Source organism: Natronosalvus rutilus (assembly GCF_024204665.1).
GTDB lineage: Archaea > Halobacteriota > Halobacteria > Halobacteriales > Natrialbaceae > Natronosalvus > Natronosalvus rutilus.
The window spans coordinates 3,391,275-3,411,196 of the sequence record NZ_CP100355.1; the positions used below are offsets into that span (position 1 = coordinate 3,391,275).

Here is a 19,922-nt window from a genome sequence, read left to right on the forward strand (position 1 = left end):
CGGGAGCAACGACCAGTCCGCTCTGGACGGCTGCCACTGTCGTATCGCGACGCGGTGTGGTGGCTCAACTTTCCGACTAGAACGAGGGAACCAGAGCGACGGTAGTCGCGGGTGCAACAAAAAAGCCGAGCACCCGTCTACGGAATCGACGACGGTCGTGCTTGCGACCGACGGCCGGTGTTACTTACTGCCGAGTGGTGCCAGTTACCTCGCACCATGGCAGACGAACACGAATGCAACCTCTGTGGAGCAACGTTCGATAGCGAAGAACAGCTACAGGAACACAACCAGGAGGAACACCGGGACGAGATGTAGTCGTCCAGGCGCTTTCAGGCACCCTCGAGGAACGAGTGAAGCCGATCGAGGTACGCCTCCGGCTGGTCGACCATCACCCAGTGGTTCGCCCCGTCGAGGCCGACGAGTTCCGCGTCGGAAACGTCCGACTCGAGTCGCTCCGCGTACTCCATTGGCTGAAACTCGTCGTCGCCACCCCACAACAGCAGCGTCTGCGCGGTAACCTCGCCGGGATCGATCTCGGTCGTGTGGCTCGTGTTCGTCGCGATGGCGTTTCGCGAGAGCGAGACGATCCCTTCCTCGGTGTTCCACGGCGCGAGCATTCCCTCCAGGAACGCCTCGTCCGGATCGCCAGCGAGGGTGCTGCGGAAGATCTTTTCGACCATCTCCTGCACGTCGTCGACGCTCATCTCGTCAATGGTCGACGGAATACCGAGATCGACGATCGTCTCGATCGGCCAGGAGTCGTAGCTGACCGCGTTCGAGAGAACGAGTCGATCGACCGCCTCGGGTTCGTGGACGGCGTACCGGAGTCCGACGCCCCCACCGAGGTCGTGACCGACGAACGTAACGGGGTCGACGCCCAGTTCGTCGAGCAATCCGTCGATCATCTCCTCTTGCGCCCTGATCGAGCGGTCGAACCCGTCGTGCATCGCCGAGTTCCCGTACCCCACCATGTCGGGGACGATCACGCGGTAGTCGTCGGCGAGCGGCGGGGCGATTTCGCGCCAGAGGAACGAGGACGTTGGGATCCCGTGGCAGAATACTATCGGCTCGCCGTTGCCCTCATCGTAGTAAGCGACCTCGAGGTCGTGTTCGTCGACGGAGACCGTTTCCGTCCGCTGCTCGCTCGTCCAGCGTTCGTACTCCATACCGTGTCGCGCTGCCACACCACTGGCATTAGTGCTTGGCCTTGCTTCCGCACGGAGGACGGCCACGGACAGTGAGGGCGGGGGCAGACGCGAGTTCTCCGAATTTACGCCTTCTCGAGTTCGGCCGCGAAGTCGTGGATCGTCTCGATCGTCAGATCGGGTTCGACGTCGTATGGCCCCCAGAGCGTGTCCTGTCGGTTGATCCAGACGCCCTGCATCCCGGCGTTCATCGCGCCCGGCACGTCCCACCAGCCCGCGCCGACGAACGCGATCGATCCCACCGGGGCACCGATTCGGTCAGCGGCGTGGCGATACAGTTCCGATTCCGGCTTGAACTGCTCGACCTCGTCCGCGCTGATCGTGTCGACGAGCAGGTTCTTCAGGTCCCCGTGGTCGACCAGTGACTCGAGCATCGCCTCGTTACCGTTCGAGACGACGTAACAGTCGTACCCGAGGTCGCGGACGCGCTCGATGCCGTCGCGAACGTCGTCGAACACCGGCAGTTCGTGGTACGTCGAGAGCACGGCCTCACGCTCGGCTTCCTCGAGGTCGACGCCGACCGTCTCGAGCGCGAATCGCAGGGCGTGACGGTTCATCGCGTAGAACGAGTCGTACTCGCCGATGGCGTTCCCGACCATCGCGTACGCCAGCGAGCGCTGCCGCCAGATCGTCGCGACGAGGGCCGGGTCGGCTTCCTCGAGGTGCGGCTCGAGGGCGTCGGCGATCCCCGAGACATCCACGAGCGTGCCGTACGAATCAAACGCGACCGCTTCGACCGCGTCGGGATCGAAGGACGAGGACATACCGTTTGATTCGCGGCCGACGTCGAAATAACTTGGGCGGCCCCCGTTCTCGCGCTCGGCTCAACTCGACCGCGTTCACCGGGCTAGAAGCTGATCCCCTCGAGTCAGCGCCACGAAAACGGTGTCGTTGATTACGCGCCGTCCGCGTGTCGGTCGAGTTCCTCCGCCGCCCGGATCTCGGGCGGCTTCTCAAGCCGTTCGTCGACCGCCTTCCAGACCGGTTGCTCCTCGAGGAGGCCGTGGCGCTCGAGCAGGTCGTAGCCCTCGTCGGTCAACCCGTAAAACGTCGACGGGAGGTCCCGTTTGCGCTCGCCTGCCGGGAGCGTGATCTTCTCGACGACGCCGGCCTCGACCAGTTCCTGGAGGTGGTACTCGATGGTGCTCCGCTTGACGTCCGGATTGCGGTAGTCGAACTCGCGAACGCTGGGGGATTCCTTCGGGTGGCCGAGGATGTCGCTGAGCAGCGCCGCTCGAGTCGGCTGGGTGATGAGCCGCAGACGGTCCCACTCCGTACTTTCGGCACTTGCGTCCGCTGTCGACGGATCGGGTGCGCGGGCGTCGTGGGACATGGCTATCGATAACTACGTCGACCGTCGGTTTAATCGTTTGGGTCCAGACTGTGACAGTCGTAACTGAACTGGTTGCAACTATGCTGGTTACAACTGAATCGGTTATGACTGGGACGATTGTAACTGAATCGATCTCTGTAACGTCGACCGCCGAGCGAATCGACACCACTATTCCACGGCATTTCGTCCGATAAATACGACAATGGACGGAGACGACCGACTCGAGGCCGTCGACGACGTGCTCGAGACCCTCGAGACGACGGCCGACCGGTCGCTGACGCCGGAGGACGTGCAGGCCCTGAAGCGGGCCGTCTTCGAGGATCACGACGCGTTCACCCGCGTGCTCTACAGCGACCGATCCTACTTCGTCATCGGAAGCTACGGCGACGAGGAAGAGACGCGACTGGTCGCGGTCCGGGACGTTTTGGACGAGCGTCGGTCCAACGATCACGCGTTCCTGATGAAGGAGGTCCCCGAGTTCACGACGAACTTCGCGCTCAAGTTTCACGTACTCGTCCGTCGAGTCGACACCGTCGTCGGCGTCTTCGAACACAATCGCGGTGGTCACGAGTGGGAAGCTGGAGCGCTGTCACACCCGCCGCTGCGAAAGAAGACGTGGGCGCTGAAGCGCGCGTACGATGATCGAGAGGCGGAGTACGCGGCGTTCGACGCGATGATCGCCCACTTCTTCGAGTTGCTGGGCGAGGAGGGGCGACTCCTCGAGTGGTCGAGCGAACCCGAACTCCGCGAGCGAACGGAGTCGATACCGTAGTCTCACAATCTCGCAGGAACCCTTTTTGACTGCCGTCCCCTACTCCCACCAATGAGAGAGTTCGTCTTCGCCCTCGAGTACGACCCCGGGACCAACCCCGTGGCGGACGTACTCGCGGACCACCCCGACGCGCGGATTCGGTCGCTGTCGTGTCACGTCACCCCCGACAGCCTCTGGCGGGTCGACCACGCGACCGGCCCGACCGAAGCCCTCGAGGCCCTCGAGGCCGCCTACCAGGACGCCGCCTACTTCGCGGACTGCCTCGTCAGGGACGACTGTGGCGCGTCCTGTGAGACTCAGGTGCTCGACCGCTCGAGCGATACGCGCATCGTCTACACGTTCTGGGAGCGGACGGACGAGTGCACCTCGGTTCCCCACCTGGCGCTCGAGCACTTCGGGCCCGGCCTGCTGTTCGAGACCGACCGCGAAGGCCGGCGCCACCGCTGGCGGATCGTCCTCGGCGACGAGGCGCCGATCCACGACTTCTTCGACGCGCTCGATGCCGAGGTCGGCGAGTGTACCGGGATCGAGATGTTGCGCCTGACCGACCTGGACCCCGACCGCTCACTCGATGCCAGCCACGACGACGGGCTGGGACTGTCGAGTGACCAACTCGAGGCCCTCCGGGCGGCGGTCGAAGCGGGGTACTACGAGACGCCGCGCGCGGTTGAACTTTCGGAGCTGGCCGAGGCCCTCGAGATTCCTCGGTCGACGCTCTCCTATCGCCTCCGTCGGGCCGAGGCCGCCCTCGCGCAGTCGGTGGTCGCGAGCGACGACTCCCTCGAGGCCGTGTTGCCCGCTCGATAGCCGTCCGTCGAGGAGCTGTCGCCCGCATTCGTATCGTGGGCGACCCGCATCGTGACGAAACCAAAGTTGGCGTGCGCCAAATAAGCGGTATAGGTGCCGGGACCGTACTCGGCAGTAATGAGTGATCGATCCGTCGATGGCACCCGAGTGGCCGAGCTCGAGGTTCGGGTGCCGGAGATGGACTGTTCGTCGTGTGCGACGAAAATCGAACGCAGCCTGGCGGGAGTTGACGGCATCGCCGAGATCGATCCAGCCGTCGCAAGCGGCCGCCTCCTCGTGCGCTACGACCCGGAGCGAACCGACGAGAGCGAGATTCGCGCACGGATCGAGGGCGTCGGCTACGACGTGGTGGCGTCGACCCGTCGAGACGACGGCGGTCACCCCGACGGGACCGGCGAACGAGCCTACGCGGTCCCCGGCATGGACTGTGCCTCGTGTGCCAGCAAGGTCGAGCGAGCGCTCGCGGACCTCGAGGACCTGGAGTCGGTCGAGACACTCCCTGGATCGGGGCGCGTGACGGTGACGGTGACGGTGAAGAGGACCGACGCGAGTCACTCGAGGTCGGAAACCCAGTCGGCGTCCGACGCGGGCACCGCGGAATCGACCGCTCAGTCCGCGTCCGACGTCGACGAGACCGTCGTCGCCGCGATCGAAGGCGCCGGTTACGACGCTCGCCCGCTCTCAGATAGCGACGAGAACGCCGAGTACGAGGAATCGACGCCGATCTGGCGAACCCGGCGAGCCCTGACGACGGCGATCGGCGCCGTGTTCCTCGCGGTCGGGATGGCACTGGCGTTCGTCCTCACGAGTTCGAACCCGACCGTCGCCACCGTGCTGGGCCGGGAGTTCGCCGTCTCCCATCTGCTGTTCATCGCGGGTGCAGCCGTCGCCGGGACGCCGGTGCTGCGAAGCGGCTACTACTCCCTGCGAGCGCGGAGCCTCGACATCGACTTCCTGATGAGCGCCGGGATCCTGGCCAGCGTCGCGGCCCACCACCCCTTCGAGGGGGCGATGCTCGCCGTCCTGTTCAGCGTCGCGGAGTTGCTCGAGCGGTTCTCGATGGACCGCGCCCGCGACTCCCTGCGGGAGCTGATGGAACTCTCGCCGGAGACGGCGACCGTCAAGCGCTCGGACGGCGAGGAAGAGACCGTTCCCGCGGACGTCCTCAAGCCGGGCGACACCGTCGTCGTCCGGCCTGGCGAGAAGATTCCTGCCGACGGCGTCGTCCGCGCGGGCACCAGCGCGGTCGACCAGTCGCCGATCACCGGCGAGAGCGTCCCCGTCGACCGCTCGAGCGGCGACGAGGTCTACGCGGGGACCATCGCCGAGTCGGGCTACCTCGAGGTCGAGGTCACGAGCGAGGCCGGTGAGTCGACGCTCTCCCGGATCGTCGACCTCGTCGCCGACGCCGAGCGCGAGCGGACGAACCGCGAGCGGATGGTCGACCGGTTCGCATCCGTCTACACGCCGATCGTCGTCGTCTCGGCGGTCGCGCTGGCAGTTGGCCCGCCGCTGCTCGTCGGCGCCGACTGGAACACGTGGTTCCTCCGGGGACTCACCCTGCTGGTGATCGCCTGCCCCTGCGCGTTCGTCATTTCGACGCCCGTCAGCGTCGTCTCGGGAATCACGAGCGCCGCGAAAAACGGCGTGCTGATCAAGGGCGGTCGGTACCTCGAGGCCGTAGGCGAGAGCGACGTCCTCGCCGTCGACAAGACGGGGACGCTGACCACAGGCGAGCTCTCGGTGACCGACGTGGTCGTCCTCGAGGGAGCCGACGAGGCCGACGTGCTGGCCAGGGCAGCGGCCCTCGAGCGGCGGAGCGAACACCCGGTCGGCGAGGCCATCGTCGGCTACGTAGACGAGCAAGGAGTCGGCGCAAACGGCGACGGCGCGGCGGTGGCGAACTTCGAGGCACTCACCGGCCGCGGCGTCCGGGGCGACCTCGACGGCGAGCGCCACTACGTCGGCAAGCCGGACCTGTTCGACGGCCTGGGGCTGGACCTCGAGCACACGCACGCGCGAACTGACGGCGGATCGGGTGTCGGCGTAGCGTCCCCCGAAGAGATCGATACCCAACCCCAGTGTAGCCGCGAAGACTGTCTCGACCTCCTGCAAACGGTGGTCCCCCGACTCGAGTCCGAGGGGAAGACGGTCGTGCTGGTCGGCACCGACGACCGCCTCCTGGGGCTGGTCGCCGTGGCCGACCGCGTTCGTCCGGAGGCCGCGTGGGCCGTTTCGAAACTCCAGGAGCAGGGCGTTCGCGTCGTCATGCTCACCGGCGACAACGAGGGGACCGCCCGCGCCATCGCCGAGGAGGTGGGCATCGACGAGTACCACGCCGAACTGCTCCCCGAGGAGAAACTCGAGGCGATCCGCGACCTCGAGGGAGGGGATTCGCCCGATTCCGAGCGGACCGTCGCGATGGTCGGCGACGGCATCAACGACGCCCCCGCCCTGGCCACCGCGAGCGTCGGCATCGCGATGGGGGCCGCCGGGACCGACACCGCCCTCGAGACCGCCGACGTGGCCCTGATGGGCGACGACCTCACCCGACTACCGTACCTCTACCGGCTCTCGGGAACGGCCAACGGCGTGATCCGCCAGAACATCGGCTCGAGTCTCGCCGTCAAGGCGGTGCTGGCCGCGGGGGCCCCGTTCGGACTGGTGACGATCATCCACGCCGTCGTGATCGGCGACATGGGGATGAGCCTCGCCGTGGCGGGCAACGCCCTGCGCCTCTCGCGAGTGGAACCGGAGACGCCGGACGAGGACGTTTCGTCCGCCTGAACCAGCCGATTATCCGCGCTCGAGTAGTCGGCCGGTAATGCTCCCGACGGCCCCGACGCCCGGCCGCCCGTCGATCCACCAGTGGACGATTCCCGCGACCAGGATGACCGCCTCGAGCCACAGCGTTGTCGCCTCGAAACCCGCGACGGTACCGAGACCGAAGGGTTTGACTCCCGTGTACGCCGGCATGTGGGTCACCGGCCACAGCAGGAACCCCAGTTCCGCGTAATCCCCGGACAGTACGTGCCAGGGGACGTCCGCGAGAACGTGTGAGCCGTACCCGATGGCGACGGCGACCCCGAGGTCCCGGCGGTTTGCTCGAGCGGCGGTGATCCAGGAAACGGCCACGACCGGAACGACGAACAGGAGGGAGTGACCGACCGTTCGGCCGACGTCAACGACACCCGCGGCGGCCAGCGGCTTGTCGATCAGGTCGGCGAGGCCTGCGGCCAGGACGGCGACGAGCGCCGGTCCGTCGTGCGGTGGCTCACCGCGGCGCCATCGGGCGTACGCCGCGTAACAGAGGTAGCCGACGACGGGGTGGACGATGGGCTGCACGACGACTCACAATTTATCCCGCTCCTACAAAGGAAGTTGGCCATCCGCTCGCCGTGCTTCGGAGCCGGTGCTCGAGCAGTAGGGTAACTATATCTGGTGTATCAATATACTACACAATATGCATCAAAATACTTCAAAAAATGGACCAGTTACTCAAGCGCGTCAGTCGTCCTCATAGTCCGCCCAGATGTACCGCGTCGCCAGGCTTCGATAGGGACGCCACGGTTCGGCGATCTCGCGCATTTTCGCTCGAGAGAGTTCCTCCCCGTCGTTGTACAGCGCTTCGATGCCCCGCCGGACAGCGAGGTCGCCGAGTGGGAGCACGTCGGGACGCTCGAGGACGAACAGGAGGTACATACGGGCCGTCCAGTCGCCGACGCCCCGAATTGCCGTCAGTTCCTCGCGCACCTCGTCGTTCGTGTGGTCGCTCAGCCCCTCCCTGGTGAGGTCGCGTTCGAGAAACGCCTCGGCGGCGTTTCGGGCGTACTCGACCTTTGACCGGCTCAACCCTGCCTGGAGCAGCGGTTCGTCCTCGACCTCGAGGACGCGCCTCGGCGTAATCTCCTGGTTCAGGACGTCGAATGTGCGCTCGCGGACGGCCATCGCGGAGGCCGTCGATAGCTGCTGGTTGATGATCGAGACGAGGAGCCGTTCGTACTCGCCCATTGAGGAGTCGATCGGCGCGAGGTCGTACCGTTCGACGAGGTCGGCCATGATCGGATCGCGCCGAAGGACGGCTTCGGCCGCTGCGTACGTCGACATTGACGACAAGAAGCACGGAACGGGCAAAAGGTCGTTGCTCGAGGCACACCGACCAACCCGTCTCCGGTGCCCCAGGAAAGCTACGGTTACTCACTGCACCCCGCTCGTAATCGCACTATGTGCGCGGATCGCCCGACTGAACGGCCCTGTTTGCCGTCTGGAGACAAACCGAGACGGCGAGTTACAGATCGACGTGACGTCGAGTACAGGGCAATCGCCGCCTGTCGCCCGAAACGGTCCGGACGATTTGGGATGGTGGGCGACGGCGGGTCCGTATGGCTGACGACCACGCGACCGCCTGGGTGACGACCGACCCCGACCGCATCGAACGCTGGGCCGCCGACCGCCACGCCCGCCCCGTCGTCCTCGAGGAGGGCGGTGAGCGGACGTACACCTTCGTGCACCAGGAAGACGTTTCGCCGGACCACCGCAAACTCGAGTGGGGCGCGTTCGCGGACGTCCTGGATCGGTACGACCTGGCATTCGTCCACCTCCAGGACGATCCGAACTCGCAGGAAATCGGGTACTTCGCGCTCACGTCTCGAGCGCGCGTGGCTAGACGAACCGGCATCGATCGGCCGGCGCTCGAGCAGGCGCTCGCCGACGAGGAGGCGCTGAAGATCGAGATCGATCCCTCGGAACCCGCTCGCGAGGAGTATCCGGACGAAATCGTTCCGATGGGCGGCGGCGCCGAGTCGGCCGACCACGAGGAGGCGATGGGTGGTGGCGTCGTCGTTCGCGAAGAACAGGCAGCTATGGGTGGCGGCGCGCGCTCGACGCCGCGAGCGGGCCGGCGAACGGAACGTTCGGAGGGTGGCGACCGACTCGGCGCGACCGACGAGGGAAAGCCAGTCGTCGATACCGCCGGGGAACGACTCGGCACCGTCGCCGGCGTCACCGACGAGCACCTTCTCGTCGAATCCGAGGGCGGACTTACAGAACGGCTCAGGGCCCGACTCGGCTGGGGACACCAGGAACGGGGCTCGGTTTCGATCGACCGTTCGAAGGTTGTGGACGTGACCGACGAATCCGTGATCGTCGCCCCGACGGAGTCGACTCGAGAGTGAGTTGTGGCGCTGCTCGAGGGTCCTTTTCCCGCGACTGCTGGAGGGTTCTTTTCCAGTGACAACTCGAGATTCCCTTACTTTGAGCTACTCGAGGCTCTCTTCTTCCTCCTCCGGGCTATCGGGCACGTCGCCGTCGACACGCCGACTCACGTCGACCTGGTAGTTCCCGAGGATGTCGCGGCCGAGGATGACCGGGTAATCCATGTGACTGCGGTCCTCGACGCTCGCGGTGACGGTGTGCTGATTGCCGCCGACGCCGACAACCACGTCGACGACGGGCCGACTCTTCGAGGTCTTGCTGCTGCCCGACTTCACCCGCGTGATCGACTTGATCGGGCCGGCGCCGATGTCGGCGGCCAGGCGCGTATCGATGCTGGTCCGCGTCGCGCCCGTGTCGGACTTGGCGTAGACGGACTTCGAGCCGCTGGTACCGGAGAGGACGACCTCCTCGGTGTAGCCGATGATCGCGGCCTCGCCGTCTGTCGTGGTGAGCCTCTCAGGCATCGCAGAGGGCGTCGAGTCGTCAAGGCTCGCCGAGAGTTCCCAGACGCGCCCGTCGTCGACCTCGCCGCCCGCTCGCTCGATGGCGAGTTTCGCGATGTAGGGGGCCGGGCTGACGTTGGTCGCCTGGTAGAGGCCCTTGAACCCAGCTGTCGGATTGACCTCGAGGACGAACCAGCCGTCGTCTCCCTCGACAATGTCGACGCCGGCGTAGTCGAGGCCGACGATCTGGGCCGAGTCGACGGCGATGTCGGTGACTTCCTCGGGGAGGGAGTCGGTCGCGTCCTCGACCGAGCCGCCGACGGCGACGTTCGTCCGCCAGTCGTTGTCGGGCGCGTAGCGGTACATCGCGCCGACGACCTCGTCGCCAACGACGTAGACGCGGATGTCGCGGTGGCGTTCGCCGTCGCGGTCGATCAGCTTCTGGAGGAAGGCGTAGCGGTTCCCGACCTTCGAGTTGACGGGGTCGTTTAGGCCGACCTTCCAGGTCCCGCCACCGTGAGTTCCGATTGCCGTCTTGTAGACCGCCTCCTCGCCGAATCGGTCCCGGTTCGCGTTCAGTCGCTCCGTGCTGAGCGAGAGAAAGACGTCGGGAACCTGGACGTCGGCCGACGCGAGCGCGGCCGCCGTAGCCAGCTTGTGCGACGCCGTCAACGTCGCCGACGGTTCGTTGAGCATCGGAACCAGCCGACTGAGCGTGTCCGCCAGCCCGAGTTCCTCGCAGGGCTGTTCGGTGTTCGAGAGCAGCATGCGGTTCGCGATGACGTCGACGTCGGGCTCAAGGGTGACCGAGCCGTCGTCGACGCTGATCGCCGTGTTCTCCTCGCGAAGCCACGCCGTCTCGTGGCCCAGTTCCTCGACCGCGTTGAGAATCGCCTTCGACTCCTTGCTCGTGTGCAGACTCAGTACCCCCACCGTGACGGAATCGGCCGTTGTCATAGTCGACGACACTCTGGCTGCGCGGAAAAGCGTTATCAGTTCTCGCCGTCCGTGTGAACGGTTCAGCCCGTCGATCCCCTTGGAGAGAAGAACGGTTCGCAGGGCCGATGGTTACGCGCGCTCGAGACGACGGACCCAGCGTCCGGGATCATCGAGTTCCTCGCCGGTCGGTAGGTTGTCCGGATGGTCCCACACCCGACTTGCGAACGCGACGTCTCGAGCGCCGGTGACCCCCTCGAAGAACGACTTGCCGCGCTCGTACTGGCGCTGTTTGAGACCCAGGCCCAGCAGGCGCCTGAACAGCCGCTGGATCGGCCCGCGTCCCTGTCGACGGGCGTCGAGTTTCCGCCGGAGGTCCGCGTACTCGTCGTCGAATGCGTGATCCATCAGCAACTCGGCGTAACCCTCGACGACCGTCATCGTGACGTCCAGTTCGCGGAACGCGTTCCGGTCGAACGAGCCCTCCGCGAGGGCGTCGATTCCCTCCTGCATGCGCGACTCGAGGTGCGTCGACAGCCAGGGTGCAGCGCCGAACTCGGCCGCGTGGGTCACCTCGTGGAAGGCGATCCAGCGGCGGAACCGGTCGGAATCGACGTCGAGGACCTCCGCGGCCTTGAGGATGTTCGGACGAACGAAGTACAGCGCGTGGTCCTCGTCGGGCGTCTCCGCGAGCAACAGCGGGTCGTACTGGCCGAGGACGTTCCGTCCGAGAAAGGCGAGTAGGACGGTCATCGTCCCGGTGTTGATCGTCCGCGCGGCGCCCGGAAACGCACCCAGCTGGGATTCCATGGGCGCCATCACGCGCTCGAAGGTGGCGATGTTGGCGTCGATCCAGTGGTGCCGATTCTGGATCTCGACGACGTCAGGGACGTCGAACTCGAGGCCCGCAGCCTCCTGGACGCCTGCCCGGGCGTCCCGGACGTCGCGAGCGTAGGCGGCTTCCTCGTCGGGATCGAGTTCGAGCGATCCGGGTTCGGTCGAGGCTTTCGCGGCCTCGGCCGCGGCACGCCAGTCGACCGCGTCGTCACCGGAGGCGCCGGCGACGGCGCGAACGCTGCGATAGAGATTCACACCTCGAGTAAGCGGACGGGAGCAAAAAGCGTTCTGTCGCGTGGCGTCTCGCGGTCAGTCGATTTCGCTCGAGTGATCACCATGGTCGGGGGCGACTGGCTCGAGTCCCGGGAACCCAACAATCGACCGAACCGACGAACGTCGTTCGTCTACGTGACGATGACGTCCGGCTCGTCTTCCGGCTCGACTGTCTCCTCCTCGTCGCCGCCGCGGAACTTCTTGACCGCGACGGCGATGCCGACCAGAACGACGAGCGCGACGACGACGCCGAGGGCGCTTCCCCTGCCGCCGTCGTCGGCCGCGGCCCCGTCCTCGTCCTGGTCGGTCGTGGATTCGGATTCGAGTTCCGATTCCGATTCCGACTCGGTCTCGAGGCCCCCCTCACCGAACGGGAGTTTCTCGCTGAGCGTCCTGGGTCCGAACTGTGTTTCTCCGTCGAGGTGCAACTCGAAGAGGGTGATGTTTTTATCGCCCATACTGGGCCCCACAACGGGCGGTCATTTACCAGTTGTGCTGGTCGTCGCCGTGCGCAGGAAGAGTACGAGTCCGTCCTCGAGGTCGACGCGAAGAGTCAACAGGTTCAAATCATGGCCTTCCGACCACTTCCTATGGGCTCTCAGCCACGCGACGTTCTCGTTTCACTTCTCGAGACGCCTTCCCCGTCGGGGTACGAAACCCGCGGCCAGCGCGTCTGGATCGACTACGTCTCGCAGTTCGCGGACGAGGTCCGTACCGACGCCTACGGTAACGCGATCGCCGTCCACGAAGGCGACTCCAACGGCCCCGAAATCGCCCTGACGGGCCACGCCGACGAGATCGGTTTCATCGTGCGCTCGATCGACGACGACGGCTTCCTCAACGTCGGCCGCATCGGCGGCAGCGATCCCTCCGTCGCCCGCGGCCAGCACGTGACGGTACACGCCGAGGACGGCCCCGTCGAGGGCGTGATCGGTCAGACCGCGATCCACCTCCGAGAGGACGACGACGAGCCCGAAATTTCGGACCTCTGGATCGACATCGGCGCCGAGGACGAAGAGGAAGCGGCCGAGCGCGTCGCCGTCGGCGACCCGATTACCTTCTCCTCGAGCGTTGCCTGGCTCTCCGAGACCCGACTGGCCGCCCGCGGCATCGACAACCGCGTCGGCACCTGGATCGCCGCCGAAGCGTTCCGCCGGGCCGTCGAGAGCGGAACCGACGCCACGGTTTACGCCGTCTCGACCGTCCAGGAGGAGGTGGGCACGAAAGGGGCGAAGATGGTCGGTTTCGACCTCGAGCCAGACGCCGTGGTCGTCGTCGATGTCGGTCACGCAGTCGACTACCCCTCTGCACCCAGCGAGAAGACGAGCCAGATGGAACTGGGCGGCGGACCGGCACTCGGTCGCGGCAGCACCAACCATCCAGTGCTCTTCGACGCCCTCCAAACGGTGGCCGACGACGAGGAAATCGACGTCCAGGTCGAAGCTCTCGGCCTCGGCACCGGCACGGACGCCGACAGTTTCTTCACCGCTGCGGGGGCGATTCCCTCCCAGGTCGTGAGCGTCCCTAACCGATACATGCACACCCCGGTGGAAGTGGTCGATACCGAGGATCTCGAGGACATCGCTGATCTGCTGGGATCGTTCGCGAGTTCGGCCCACGAGTTCACGCCGTTTTCGGTGAATCTCTGATCAGGACTTGAGTATTGCCGTCGTCACAACGGATGCTCGAGGGAGAATCGAGAGATGAAGGCCGACCGCAGTATATAAGCAGTGCCGTCGCCTAGATCGAGTGCGTACCTTTAGTCCCCGACCGAGTAGACCCACTTCGGGTGCGATGACCGTTCGGCGAACCCGGGTACGCGACAGTCGTTCGACGGCTCGCGCCGTCCCAAAAGTCGCGATTCGTCGGAATCGTGCACACGCCCGGCACGAGGGTTAGCCAGCAGACGCGGCACGCCGCCACGGGATGATGCTGGACGTTAGTGTTCCGGGTGATATTCGGATTCGTGAGCCGCTCTTCCGTCTCGAGAAGTCCTCATTAGACACCAATCTGGCTCCGTTATCCTTTAGCGCCCGCGGGTCAAATCGCCTCCAATGACCGCGCAAACCGTCCAGCAGGGGGACCTCGTCACCGTCATCGGCCTCGAGGTGCACGTCCAGCTAGAGACGAACACCAAGATCTTCTGTGGCTGTTCCACCGACCCCGCCGACGGCCCCAACGAACACGTCTGCCCCGTTTGCCTGGGCCTCCCCGGCGCCCTGCCCGTCCTCAACGAGGCCGCCGTCGAGGCCGCCGTCAAGATCGGCAAGGCCATCGACGCCGATATCCCCGAGGAGACGCGCTTTCACCGGAAGAACTACTACTACCCCGACCTCCCGAAGAACTTTCAAATTACGCAATACGACGAACCGATCTGCCAGGACGGTACGCTCGAGGTCGCCGTCGAGGGCGAACGCCGGGAAATCACGATCGAACGTGCCCACCTCGAGGAGGACCCCGGGAGCCTCCAGCACGTCGGCGGCAGCATCGACACCGCGGACTACACGCTCGTCGACTACAACCGCGCCGGCACGCCGCTCATGGAGATCGTCACGGCCCCCGACTTCCGCAGCCCCCAGGAGGTTCGGGCCTTCCTCACGGAACTCGAGGAGGTCCTCGAGTACCTGGGCGTCTTCGACGCCGAGCGCGACGGCAGCCTGCGGATCGACGCCAACCTCTCGATCGTCGACGGCGAGGAGGTCGACGGCGACGGCTCGATCGGTCTCGACGCGCTCGAGGCGGCCAACCGGACCGAGGTGAAGAACATCTCGAGTCACAAGGGCGCCGAGAAGGCACTGGCCTACGAGGAGACCCGCCAGAAGAACGCGGTTCGACGCGGTCGCGAAGTCGAACAGGAGACCCGCCACTGGGACGAGAGCCGCGGGATCACGGTCTCGATGCGCTCGAAGGAAGCCGAGAAGGACTACCGGTACTTTCGCGAGGCCGACCTCCCGCCGCTGCGGGTCTCTCACTGGAAGGACGAGATTATGATTCCGGAGCTCCCCAAGGCCCGTCGCGAGCGCTTCGGCGAGGAGTACGGCCTGGGCGAGGAAGCGGCCTCGAAGCTCACGTCCACGAAGCAGGTCGCGGACTTCTACGAGGACGTCGCCAGCGCGTTCGACCCCGACCTGGCGGCGACCTGGGTCGCCGACGAACTTCTCGGGGAACTCAATTACCGTGACATGGACGTCACCGACCTCGAGGGACGGCTCGACGAGGTTGCCCGGCTGGTCGAACTCGTCGCGACCGACGAGATTACGGCGAAGAACGCGAAAGAGGTCGTCCTCCGCGGGATGCTCGACGATGGTGACGATCCGGACGCGATCGTCGAGCGCGAAGGGCTGGGCAAGACCGGCGAAGACGAGGTGCAGACCGCCGTCGTCGAGGCTATCGAGGAGAATCCGGACGCCGTCGCCGACTACGAGGCCGGCGAGGGCGGTGCGATCAACTTCCTCGTCGGGCAGGTCATGCAAAAGACCGGCGGAAGCGCCGACCCAGGCGACGTCAACGGACTCCTGCGGGCAGAACTCGAGGAGTGAAACGCGGTTCGAGTCCGCTTCGGGGCTGTGGCGGGTCGGGTGGGAATCTGAGCCGGGTTCGTTCTCGATTGGTGCAATTCTTGTGTCCCTTCCAAACCTACACGATTGTCTATACGAAACGGGTGAGTAATGGCCTGTTCAGAAGACCCCGTCGTCGTCCGCTGTACACACTGTGAATTCGTTCATCGGTCGGCACTGGAACCCGACTCGTGTCACATCTGCGGCGGAGAGCTGTAAGGTACGCGTGGAACCGTCGTGACTCTACTCACCGGGCCAATCACGGCCGCTGACGGTCAGTGCTCGGCTCTCATCTTTGAGAAGGGAACCGACGCTCGCATTCGTTTTCCCGGCACTCTATCCTCGGCTGTCCCACTCAATCGCTCGAGGATCGAAATTCGAAGCGCGCACCGCCTTCCTCGCTCTCCGCGAGCGTCACCTCGAGTCCGTGCTCGTCGGCGATTCGTGCGACGATAGTCAGGCCGATACCGGACCCGCTGTATCCCGTGGTAAATCCGTGTTCGAAGATTCGCTCTCGCGTCGACGCACCGATACCTGAGCCGGTATCCTCGACGTAAAACCCGTCCGCCAGCGGACCGACCCGAACCGTCACGTCCGCCCCGCCGTGGCCGATCGCGTTTCGAAACAGGTTCTCGAAGAGCGCCTGTAGCTGTCCCTTGTTTCCAGTCACGGTGCAGTCATCGACCTCGACCGTGGCATCTTTCGTCTCGACCATCGTCCAGGAGTCCCGAGCGACCGTCTCGATCGAGACCGGACCGTGGTCAGTCGATTGCAAGCCGGGTCGAGCCAGTATCGTCAGGTCGAGGAGGAGATCGTCGATCCGTTCGAGCGCGTCCGAGATGCGATCCAGGCTGTCCTCGTCGCCCGTCTCGCGATACAACGCGAGTTCGCCGAACGCGATCGACAGCGGATTTCGGAGGTCGTGAGAGACCATGCTCGCGAACTGGTCGAGTCGTTCGTTCTGTGCCTCGAGTTCAGCCGCCGTCTCGCGAGGTTCTGTGACCTCCTGGGTGAGCAAGACGCCGTAGGGCTCGTCCTCGATCGTGACCGGTTTCGTCTCGACGTGGTGAACGCGCCCGTCGTACTCGATATCGAAGGAGCGAGGCGTTCCCGCGAGCGTTTCGCGAAGTTCGGGTTCGAGCCGCGAGGCGGTTTCGTCGGGAAAGAGACCGTCGAGTGATTCGCCGACCATCTCGGCCGTCGGGTTTCCTGAAAACGGGAGGGTGTGTGGGCCCACAATGCGGTACCGGAGGGAGTCGTCGAATAGTACCAGGACGCCGTTGGGGACGTTTTCGATGACGTGCCGATGGCCGTTCGATGGTGGCCGCAACCGCTTCGTGTCGGGAGAGGATTCGGGGGTGATATCACGATATTGGGAGGCATTCGCATAAAAATAGCGGCTGCGGAGTCGTACTCGTCGCGACCGCCGAGGTCCAAACCGTGGCGAACGATAGTCGTCTCCGGGGGGGGGTCCCAGGGGAGGGGGACGAAACGCGAAGGCTGTGCCCCATCCCGAAACGGTCCGTCACAGTTACGGTACCGTTCGTGATACTCGGGGTGTGGACCGAATCCTCGTTAGCACGGTCGTCTATCGCTCGCCCGGAGAGGTCTTTCCGTACCTGGCGGACTTCACACGGTACCCGCGCTACGCCGACCACCTCGAGTCGGTCACCGTCGACGGCGACGGCGGTCCCGGAACCCGCTACGACCTCCGGCTGGCGTGGTGGAAGCTCAGCTACACGGCGCGATCGGAAGTCACCGACGTTTCGGTGCCGACGTCACTGCAGTGGCGACTGACGAAAGATCTCGATGCCGAGGGCGAGTGGCGCGTCGAGTCCGCACCCGACGCGGCACCGCCGGAAGAAGAGACGGCCAGCCGCCTCTACTTCGAGGCCGTCTACGATCCGCACTCGGCCAGCGAGGACGCCGTCTCGCTCCCTCGATTCGTCTCGATGGGGTGGGTGATCGACAAAATACGTCCGCGACTGATGAACGAGGCCCGTCGCGTTCTCGAGCGTCTCGTCGCGGACGTCGAGGGGACGCACCGATCGATCGAGTTGACCGTTCACGAGGGGCTGTAGGAGACTCGAGTTCCGAGAGTCGAAGCACGTGGGTCTGTCGTTTCGAGGGACCCGAGCGAGAGTGCGTTCGTGGCCGTCGAGTTACTCGCCCGAGTCGCCGCCGTAGCGCATGAAGCCGTACACGAGCGAGAGCGTCGAGAGGACGCCGGCCAGTGTCGCGACGAGGAGCGTCCAGGCGGCGTCCGGAACTACCGAGATAGCGCCACCCTCGCCGCCACTGCTCGCCCCTTCAGCGACTTCGATGCTGCCGGTCATCCCGACGCTAACGTGTGGGTCACAGACGTATTCGTACGTTCCCTCGACGTCGAACGTGTGTTCGTAGGTACCTTCGGACTGGAGGTCGGTCTGGCCCTCCCAGTTGGCCTCGTCCGGGGTTTCGCCCGGGGAGACGTTGTGTTGGCCGGAGCCGACCCACTCCCAGACGACGGTGGAGCCGGGTTCGATCGAGAGGCTGTCGGGCTTGAACTCGTTGTCGTCGATCTCGACGGTTTCGGTGGCGCCACCTCCGCCACCACCGCCTCCTTCGGACTCGTTGCCCTCTCCGCCACCGCCCTCGGATTCATTGCCGCCACTGCCGCCTTCGGACTCGTTGCCCGCTCCGCCGCCATCCTCGGCCGTTTCGTTGCCGCCGGAGTCGGTTTCGTTGCCGTCTCCGGTATCCGTCTCGTTGTCCTCCTGCGCGAGCGCGTTCGCACTCATGCCGGTGGCGACTGCCGTCCCCGCCGTGCCGGCGAGAAAGAGTCGCCGTGAGAGTCGTGTCTCGTCCTCGGATGGGCTCATACCAGGGGGTTAGCAACGCCCGGTACTGAAATCTTCGATTCCATCGTCTGTCACTCGCCACGATTGTTGCCACCAGTGTGCTCTCCTCGAGCGCGGTCCGGACTCAGATATAGAATATATAGTATTGGGTGCCCGTTTTCTCGAGGCGAGACTACGATTCGAGTCGGGAAGACAACTCGAGGCGAGAAGGCGACTTCAGGCGAGAAGACATCTCAGGCCCGGGAGACGACTCGAGACGAGAAGACGACTGACAGATGAGGACGCGCGAATCGAACCGAAAACCGATCAGTAGCGGTAGTCGTGCTCGCCGGTCTCGGACTCGAGGAACGCCGCGAGCAGGTCGATGGTCGCTGCGATGTCGTCGACGTGGGCCATCTCAGTCACGGTGTGGAGGTACCGCGTCGGGATGGAGAGCGCGCCGACCGGCTTTGCACCCCTCGTATTCTGGAAGCCGGCTGTGTCGGTGCCGCCCGCAGGCAGGATCTCGAGCTGGTGCTCAATGTCCTCGTCCTCGGCGACGCGCGTGAGTCGACGGTGGACCTTCGGGCTGGTGATGACGCTCCCGTCCTTGAGCTTGATCGCGGCCCCGTCGCCGAGGCGGGTGACGTGTTCGGCGGCCTCGAAGCCCGGGACGTCGTTGGCGACGGTGACGTCCAGCGCGATGGCCAGGTCGGGGTCGACGTCGACGCCCAGTGCCTTCGCCCCGCGGAGGCCGACTTCCTCCTGGACCGTGGCACAGAAATGAATCGTCACGTCCGAATTCTCGATCCGGCGAGCGGCCTCGAGCATGGCGAACAGGCAGACGCGGTCGTCGAGCGCCTTGCCGGTGACGGTCTCGCCGACGCGCTCGGTCGACTGGTCCATCGTGACGAGGTCGCCGACCGAGACGCGCTCCTCAAGGTCGTCCTTCGGGAGGCCGGTGTCGACGTAGACGTCGTCGACCTCGGGGGTCTTCGAACGGTCCTCGTCGCTGAGGGTGTGTGGCGGTGGCGAGCCGATGACGGCGGGGAGGTCGCCGTCCTCGGTGTGGACCGTCACGCGCTGGGCCTTGAGGACGCGGGCGTCCCAGCCGCCAAGGGCGTCGAGCTGGAGGAAGCCGAAGCCGTCGTCGTCGCCGGCGACGTGCTTGACCATGAAGCCGATTTCGTCCATGTGGGCGGCGACGGCGACGCTGTAGTCGCTGTCGCCCTCGATAGTGCCGACGACGTTGCCCATCGCGTCGATGCGTACGCGGTCGACGCTGTCCTCGAACTCGCGCTCGACGAGGGCGCGAATCCGGTCTTCGTACCCCGGGACCCCGCTGGTCTCGGTGAGTTCGGTCAGGAGTTCGAGATCGAACGATTGAGACATGTCCGAGTCTGTCGCCCGAATGCGCATAAGTGCGTGGGAACGGGTTCGGCGTGCCGGTTTCGTGCTCGAGGACTGCGACTCGATCACGACAGTCCGGGACGAACGCGAAACCGACGCCCTCACGATACTCGAGACGCGAGTGGCGAACAATGGCAGCCGATCGCCGAATCCTCGGGCTGAGCGTCTGTTTCGTCGTCACCCTCTGGCTGGTGTACGGGCTCGGGAACGCGGTGCTCTGGGTACTCTGGGGAGCGGTGATGATGGCGCTCTCCGGCGGGTTGCTGGTTCGGCTCAACCGGCGCTGAAGCCGCCCCTGGTTTTGCTCGTCGCAGGT

Annotated in this window: 20 protein-coding genes; 9 read left to right on the forward strand and 11 right to left on the reverse strand. The window is 65.4% G+C overall.

Annotated features, from left to right (window positions below; genetic code table 11):
- The first annotated feature begins 216 nt into the window (after positions 1–216).
- Entirely contained in the window at positions 217–315 is a 99-nt protein-coding gene (locus NGM29_RS16505) for a C2H2-type zinc finger protein (protein ID WP_254157729.1), read from the forward strand.
- Positions 316–329: 14 nt separating this feature from the next.
- Here NGM29_RS16505 and NGM29_RS16510 read toward each other — a convergent pair whose 3' ends face one another.
- The 3 genes from NGM29_RS16510 to NGM29_RS16520 all read right to left on the reverse strand — a co-directional run bounded on the left by NGM29_RS16510 (position 330) and on the right by NGM29_RS16520 (position 2,538).
- Entirely contained in the window at positions 330–1,166 is an 837-nt protein-coding gene (locus NGM29_RS16510) for an alpha/beta fold hydrolase (protein WP_254157731.1), read from the reverse strand.
- Positions 1,167–1,270: 104 nt separating this feature from the next.
- The gene (locus tag NGM29_RS16515; RefSeq protein WP_254157733.1) at positions 1,271–1,969 is read right to left on the reverse strand and encodes a haloacid dehalogenase type II; all 699 of its coding nucleotides are present in this window, start codon (positions 1,967–1,969) and stop codon (positions 1,271–1,273) included.
- Between the two features lie 131 nt (positions 1,970–2,100).
- Entirely contained in the window at positions 2,101–2,538 is a 438-nt protein-coding gene (locus tag NGM29_RS16520) for a winged helix-turn-helix domain-containing protein (protein WP_254157735.1), read from the reverse strand.
- A gap of 202 nt (positions 2,539–2,740) precedes the next feature.
- Here NGM29_RS16520 and NGM29_RS16525 point away from each other — a divergent pair, with 202 nt between their 5' ends.
- From NGM29_RS16525 to NGM29_RS16535, 3 genes are all read left to right on the forward strand, one after another.
- Positions 2,741–3,310 (forward strand): DUF8170 family protein, encoded by a 570-nt coding sequence (locus tag NGM29_RS16525; RefSeq protein WP_254157737.1) that lies wholly within the window; start codon positions 2,741–2,743, stop codon positions 3,308–3,310.
- A 51-nt stretch (positions 3,311–3,361) separates the two neighbouring features.
- Positions 3,362–4,117, forward strand: coding sequence for a helix-turn-helix domain-containing protein (locus tag NGM29_RS16530; RefSeq protein WP_254157739.1), 756 nt, complete (start codon positions 3,362–3,364; stop codon positions 4,115–4,117).
- A 117-nt stretch (positions 4,118–4,234) separates the two neighbouring features.
- Positions 4,235–6,904 carry a heavy metal translocating P-type ATPase gene (locus NGM29_RS16535; protein WP_254157741.1) on the forward strand — a complete coding sequence of 890 codons (2,670 nt, stop codon included), beginning with the start codon at positions 4,235–4,237 and terminating at the stop codon, positions 6,902–6,904.
- 9 nt (positions 6,905–6,913) lie between these two features.
- On the opposite strand, the gene NGM29_RS16540 is transcribed toward NGM29_RS16535, so the two are convergent.
- Together NGM29_RS16540 and NGM29_RS16545 are read right to left on the reverse strand one after the other, a co-directional pair.
- On the reverse strand, positions 6,914–7,462 hold the full coding sequence (locus tag NGM29_RS16540) for a metal-dependent hydrolase (RefSeq protein ID WP_254157743.1): 549 nt from the start codon (positions 7,460–7,462) through the stop codon (positions 6,914–6,916).
- Between the two features lie 162 nt (positions 7,463–7,624).
- Positions 7,625–8,224, reverse strand: a complete 600-nt coding sequence (locus tag NGM29_RS16545) for a DNA-3-methyladenine glycosylase family protein (RefSeq protein ID WP_254157745.1) — start codon at positions 8,222–8,224, stop codon at positions 7,625–7,627.
- 275 nt (positions 8,225–8,499) lie between these two features.
- Here NGM29_RS16545 and NGM29_RS16550 point away from each other — a divergent pair, with 275 nt between their 5' ends.
- Positions 8,500–9,291, forward strand: coding sequence for a hypothetical protein (locus tag NGM29_RS16550; RefSeq protein WP_254157747.1), 792 nt, complete (start codon positions 8,500–8,502; stop codon positions 9,289–9,291).
- A gap of 84 nt (positions 9,292–9,375) precedes the next feature.
- Here NGM29_RS16550 and NGM29_RS16555 read toward each other — a convergent pair whose 3' ends face one another.
- The 3 genes from NGM29_RS16555 to NGM29_RS16565 all read right to left on the reverse strand — a co-directional run bounded on the left by NGM29_RS16555 (position 9,376) and on the right by NGM29_RS16565 (position 12,278).
- The gene (locus NGM29_RS16555) at positions 9,376–10,731 is read right to left on the reverse strand and encodes an ATP-grasp domain-containing protein (RefSeq protein ID WP_254157749.1); all 1,356 of its coding nucleotides are present in this window, start codon (positions 10,729–10,731) and stop codon (positions 9,376–9,378) included.
- A 111-nt stretch (positions 10,732–10,842) separates the two neighbouring features.
- Positions 10,843–11,802 (reverse strand): zinc-dependent metalloprotease, encoded by a 960-nt coding sequence (locus tag NGM29_RS16560; protein WP_254157751.1) that lies wholly within the window; start codon positions 11,800–11,802, stop codon positions 10,843–10,845.
- A 149-nt stretch (positions 11,803–11,951) separates the two neighbouring features.
- Entirely contained in the window at positions 11,952–12,278 is a 327-nt protein-coding gene (locus NGM29_RS16565) for a hypothetical protein (protein WP_254157753.1), read from the reverse strand.
- Positions 12,279–12,410: 132 nt separating this feature from the next.
- On the opposite strand from NGM29_RS16565, the gene NGM29_RS16570 reads away from it, so the two are divergent.
- Complete coding sequence (locus NGM29_RS16570) at positions 12,411–13,469, forward strand: M20/M25/M40 family metallo-hydrolase (RefSeq protein WP_254157755.1); 1,059 nt, start codon at positions 12,411–12,413, stop codon at positions 13,467–13,469.
- 405 nt (positions 13,470–13,874) lie between these two features.
- Positions 13,875–15,359 (forward strand): Asp-tRNA(Asn)/Glu-tRNA(Gln) amidotransferase subunit GatB, encoded by a 1,485-nt coding sequence (gatB, locus tag NGM29_RS16575; RefSeq protein WP_254157757.1) that lies wholly within the window; start codon positions 13,875–13,877, stop codon positions 15,357–15,359.
- 373 nt (positions 15,360–15,732) lie between these two features.
- Here gatB and NGM29_RS16580 read toward each other — a convergent pair whose 3' ends face one another.
- Positions 15,733–16,707 (reverse strand): sensor histidine kinase, encoded by a 975-nt coding sequence (locus NGM29_RS16580; protein ID WP_254157759.1) that lies wholly within the window; start codon positions 16,705–16,707, stop codon positions 15,733–15,735.
- 229 nt (positions 16,708–16,936) lie between these two features.
- On the opposite strand from NGM29_RS16580, the gene NGM29_RS16585 reads away from it, so the two are divergent.
- On the forward strand, positions 16,937–17,458 hold the full coding sequence (locus NGM29_RS16585; protein ID WP_254157761.1) for an SRPBCC family protein: 522 nt from the start codon (positions 16,937–16,939) through the stop codon (positions 17,456–17,458).
- 81 nt (positions 17,459–17,539) lie between these two features.
- Here NGM29_RS16585 and NGM29_RS16590 read toward each other — a convergent pair whose 3' ends face one another.
- Complete coding sequence (locus NGM29_RS16590) at positions 17,540–18,238, reverse strand: plastocyanin/azurin family copper-binding protein (RefSeq protein ID WP_254157763.1); 699 nt, start codon at positions 18,236–18,238, stop codon at positions 17,540–17,542.
- 285 nt (positions 18,239–18,523) lie between these two features.
- Positions 18,524–19,588, reverse strand: coding sequence for a M42 family metallopeptidase (locus NGM29_RS16595; protein WP_254157765.1), 1,065 nt, complete (start codon positions 19,586–19,588; stop codon positions 18,524–18,526).
- A gap of 149 nt (positions 19,589–19,737) precedes the next feature.
- Between NGM29_RS16595 and NGM29_RS16600 the strand changes: the two genes are divergently transcribed.
- Positions 19,738–19,893: a hypothetical protein gene (locus tag NGM29_RS16600; protein WP_254157767.1), complete on the forward strand. Its 156-nt coding sequence runs from the start codon at positions 19,738–19,740 to the stop codon at positions 19,891–19,893.
- Positions 19,894–19,922: the final 29 nt, after the last annotated feature.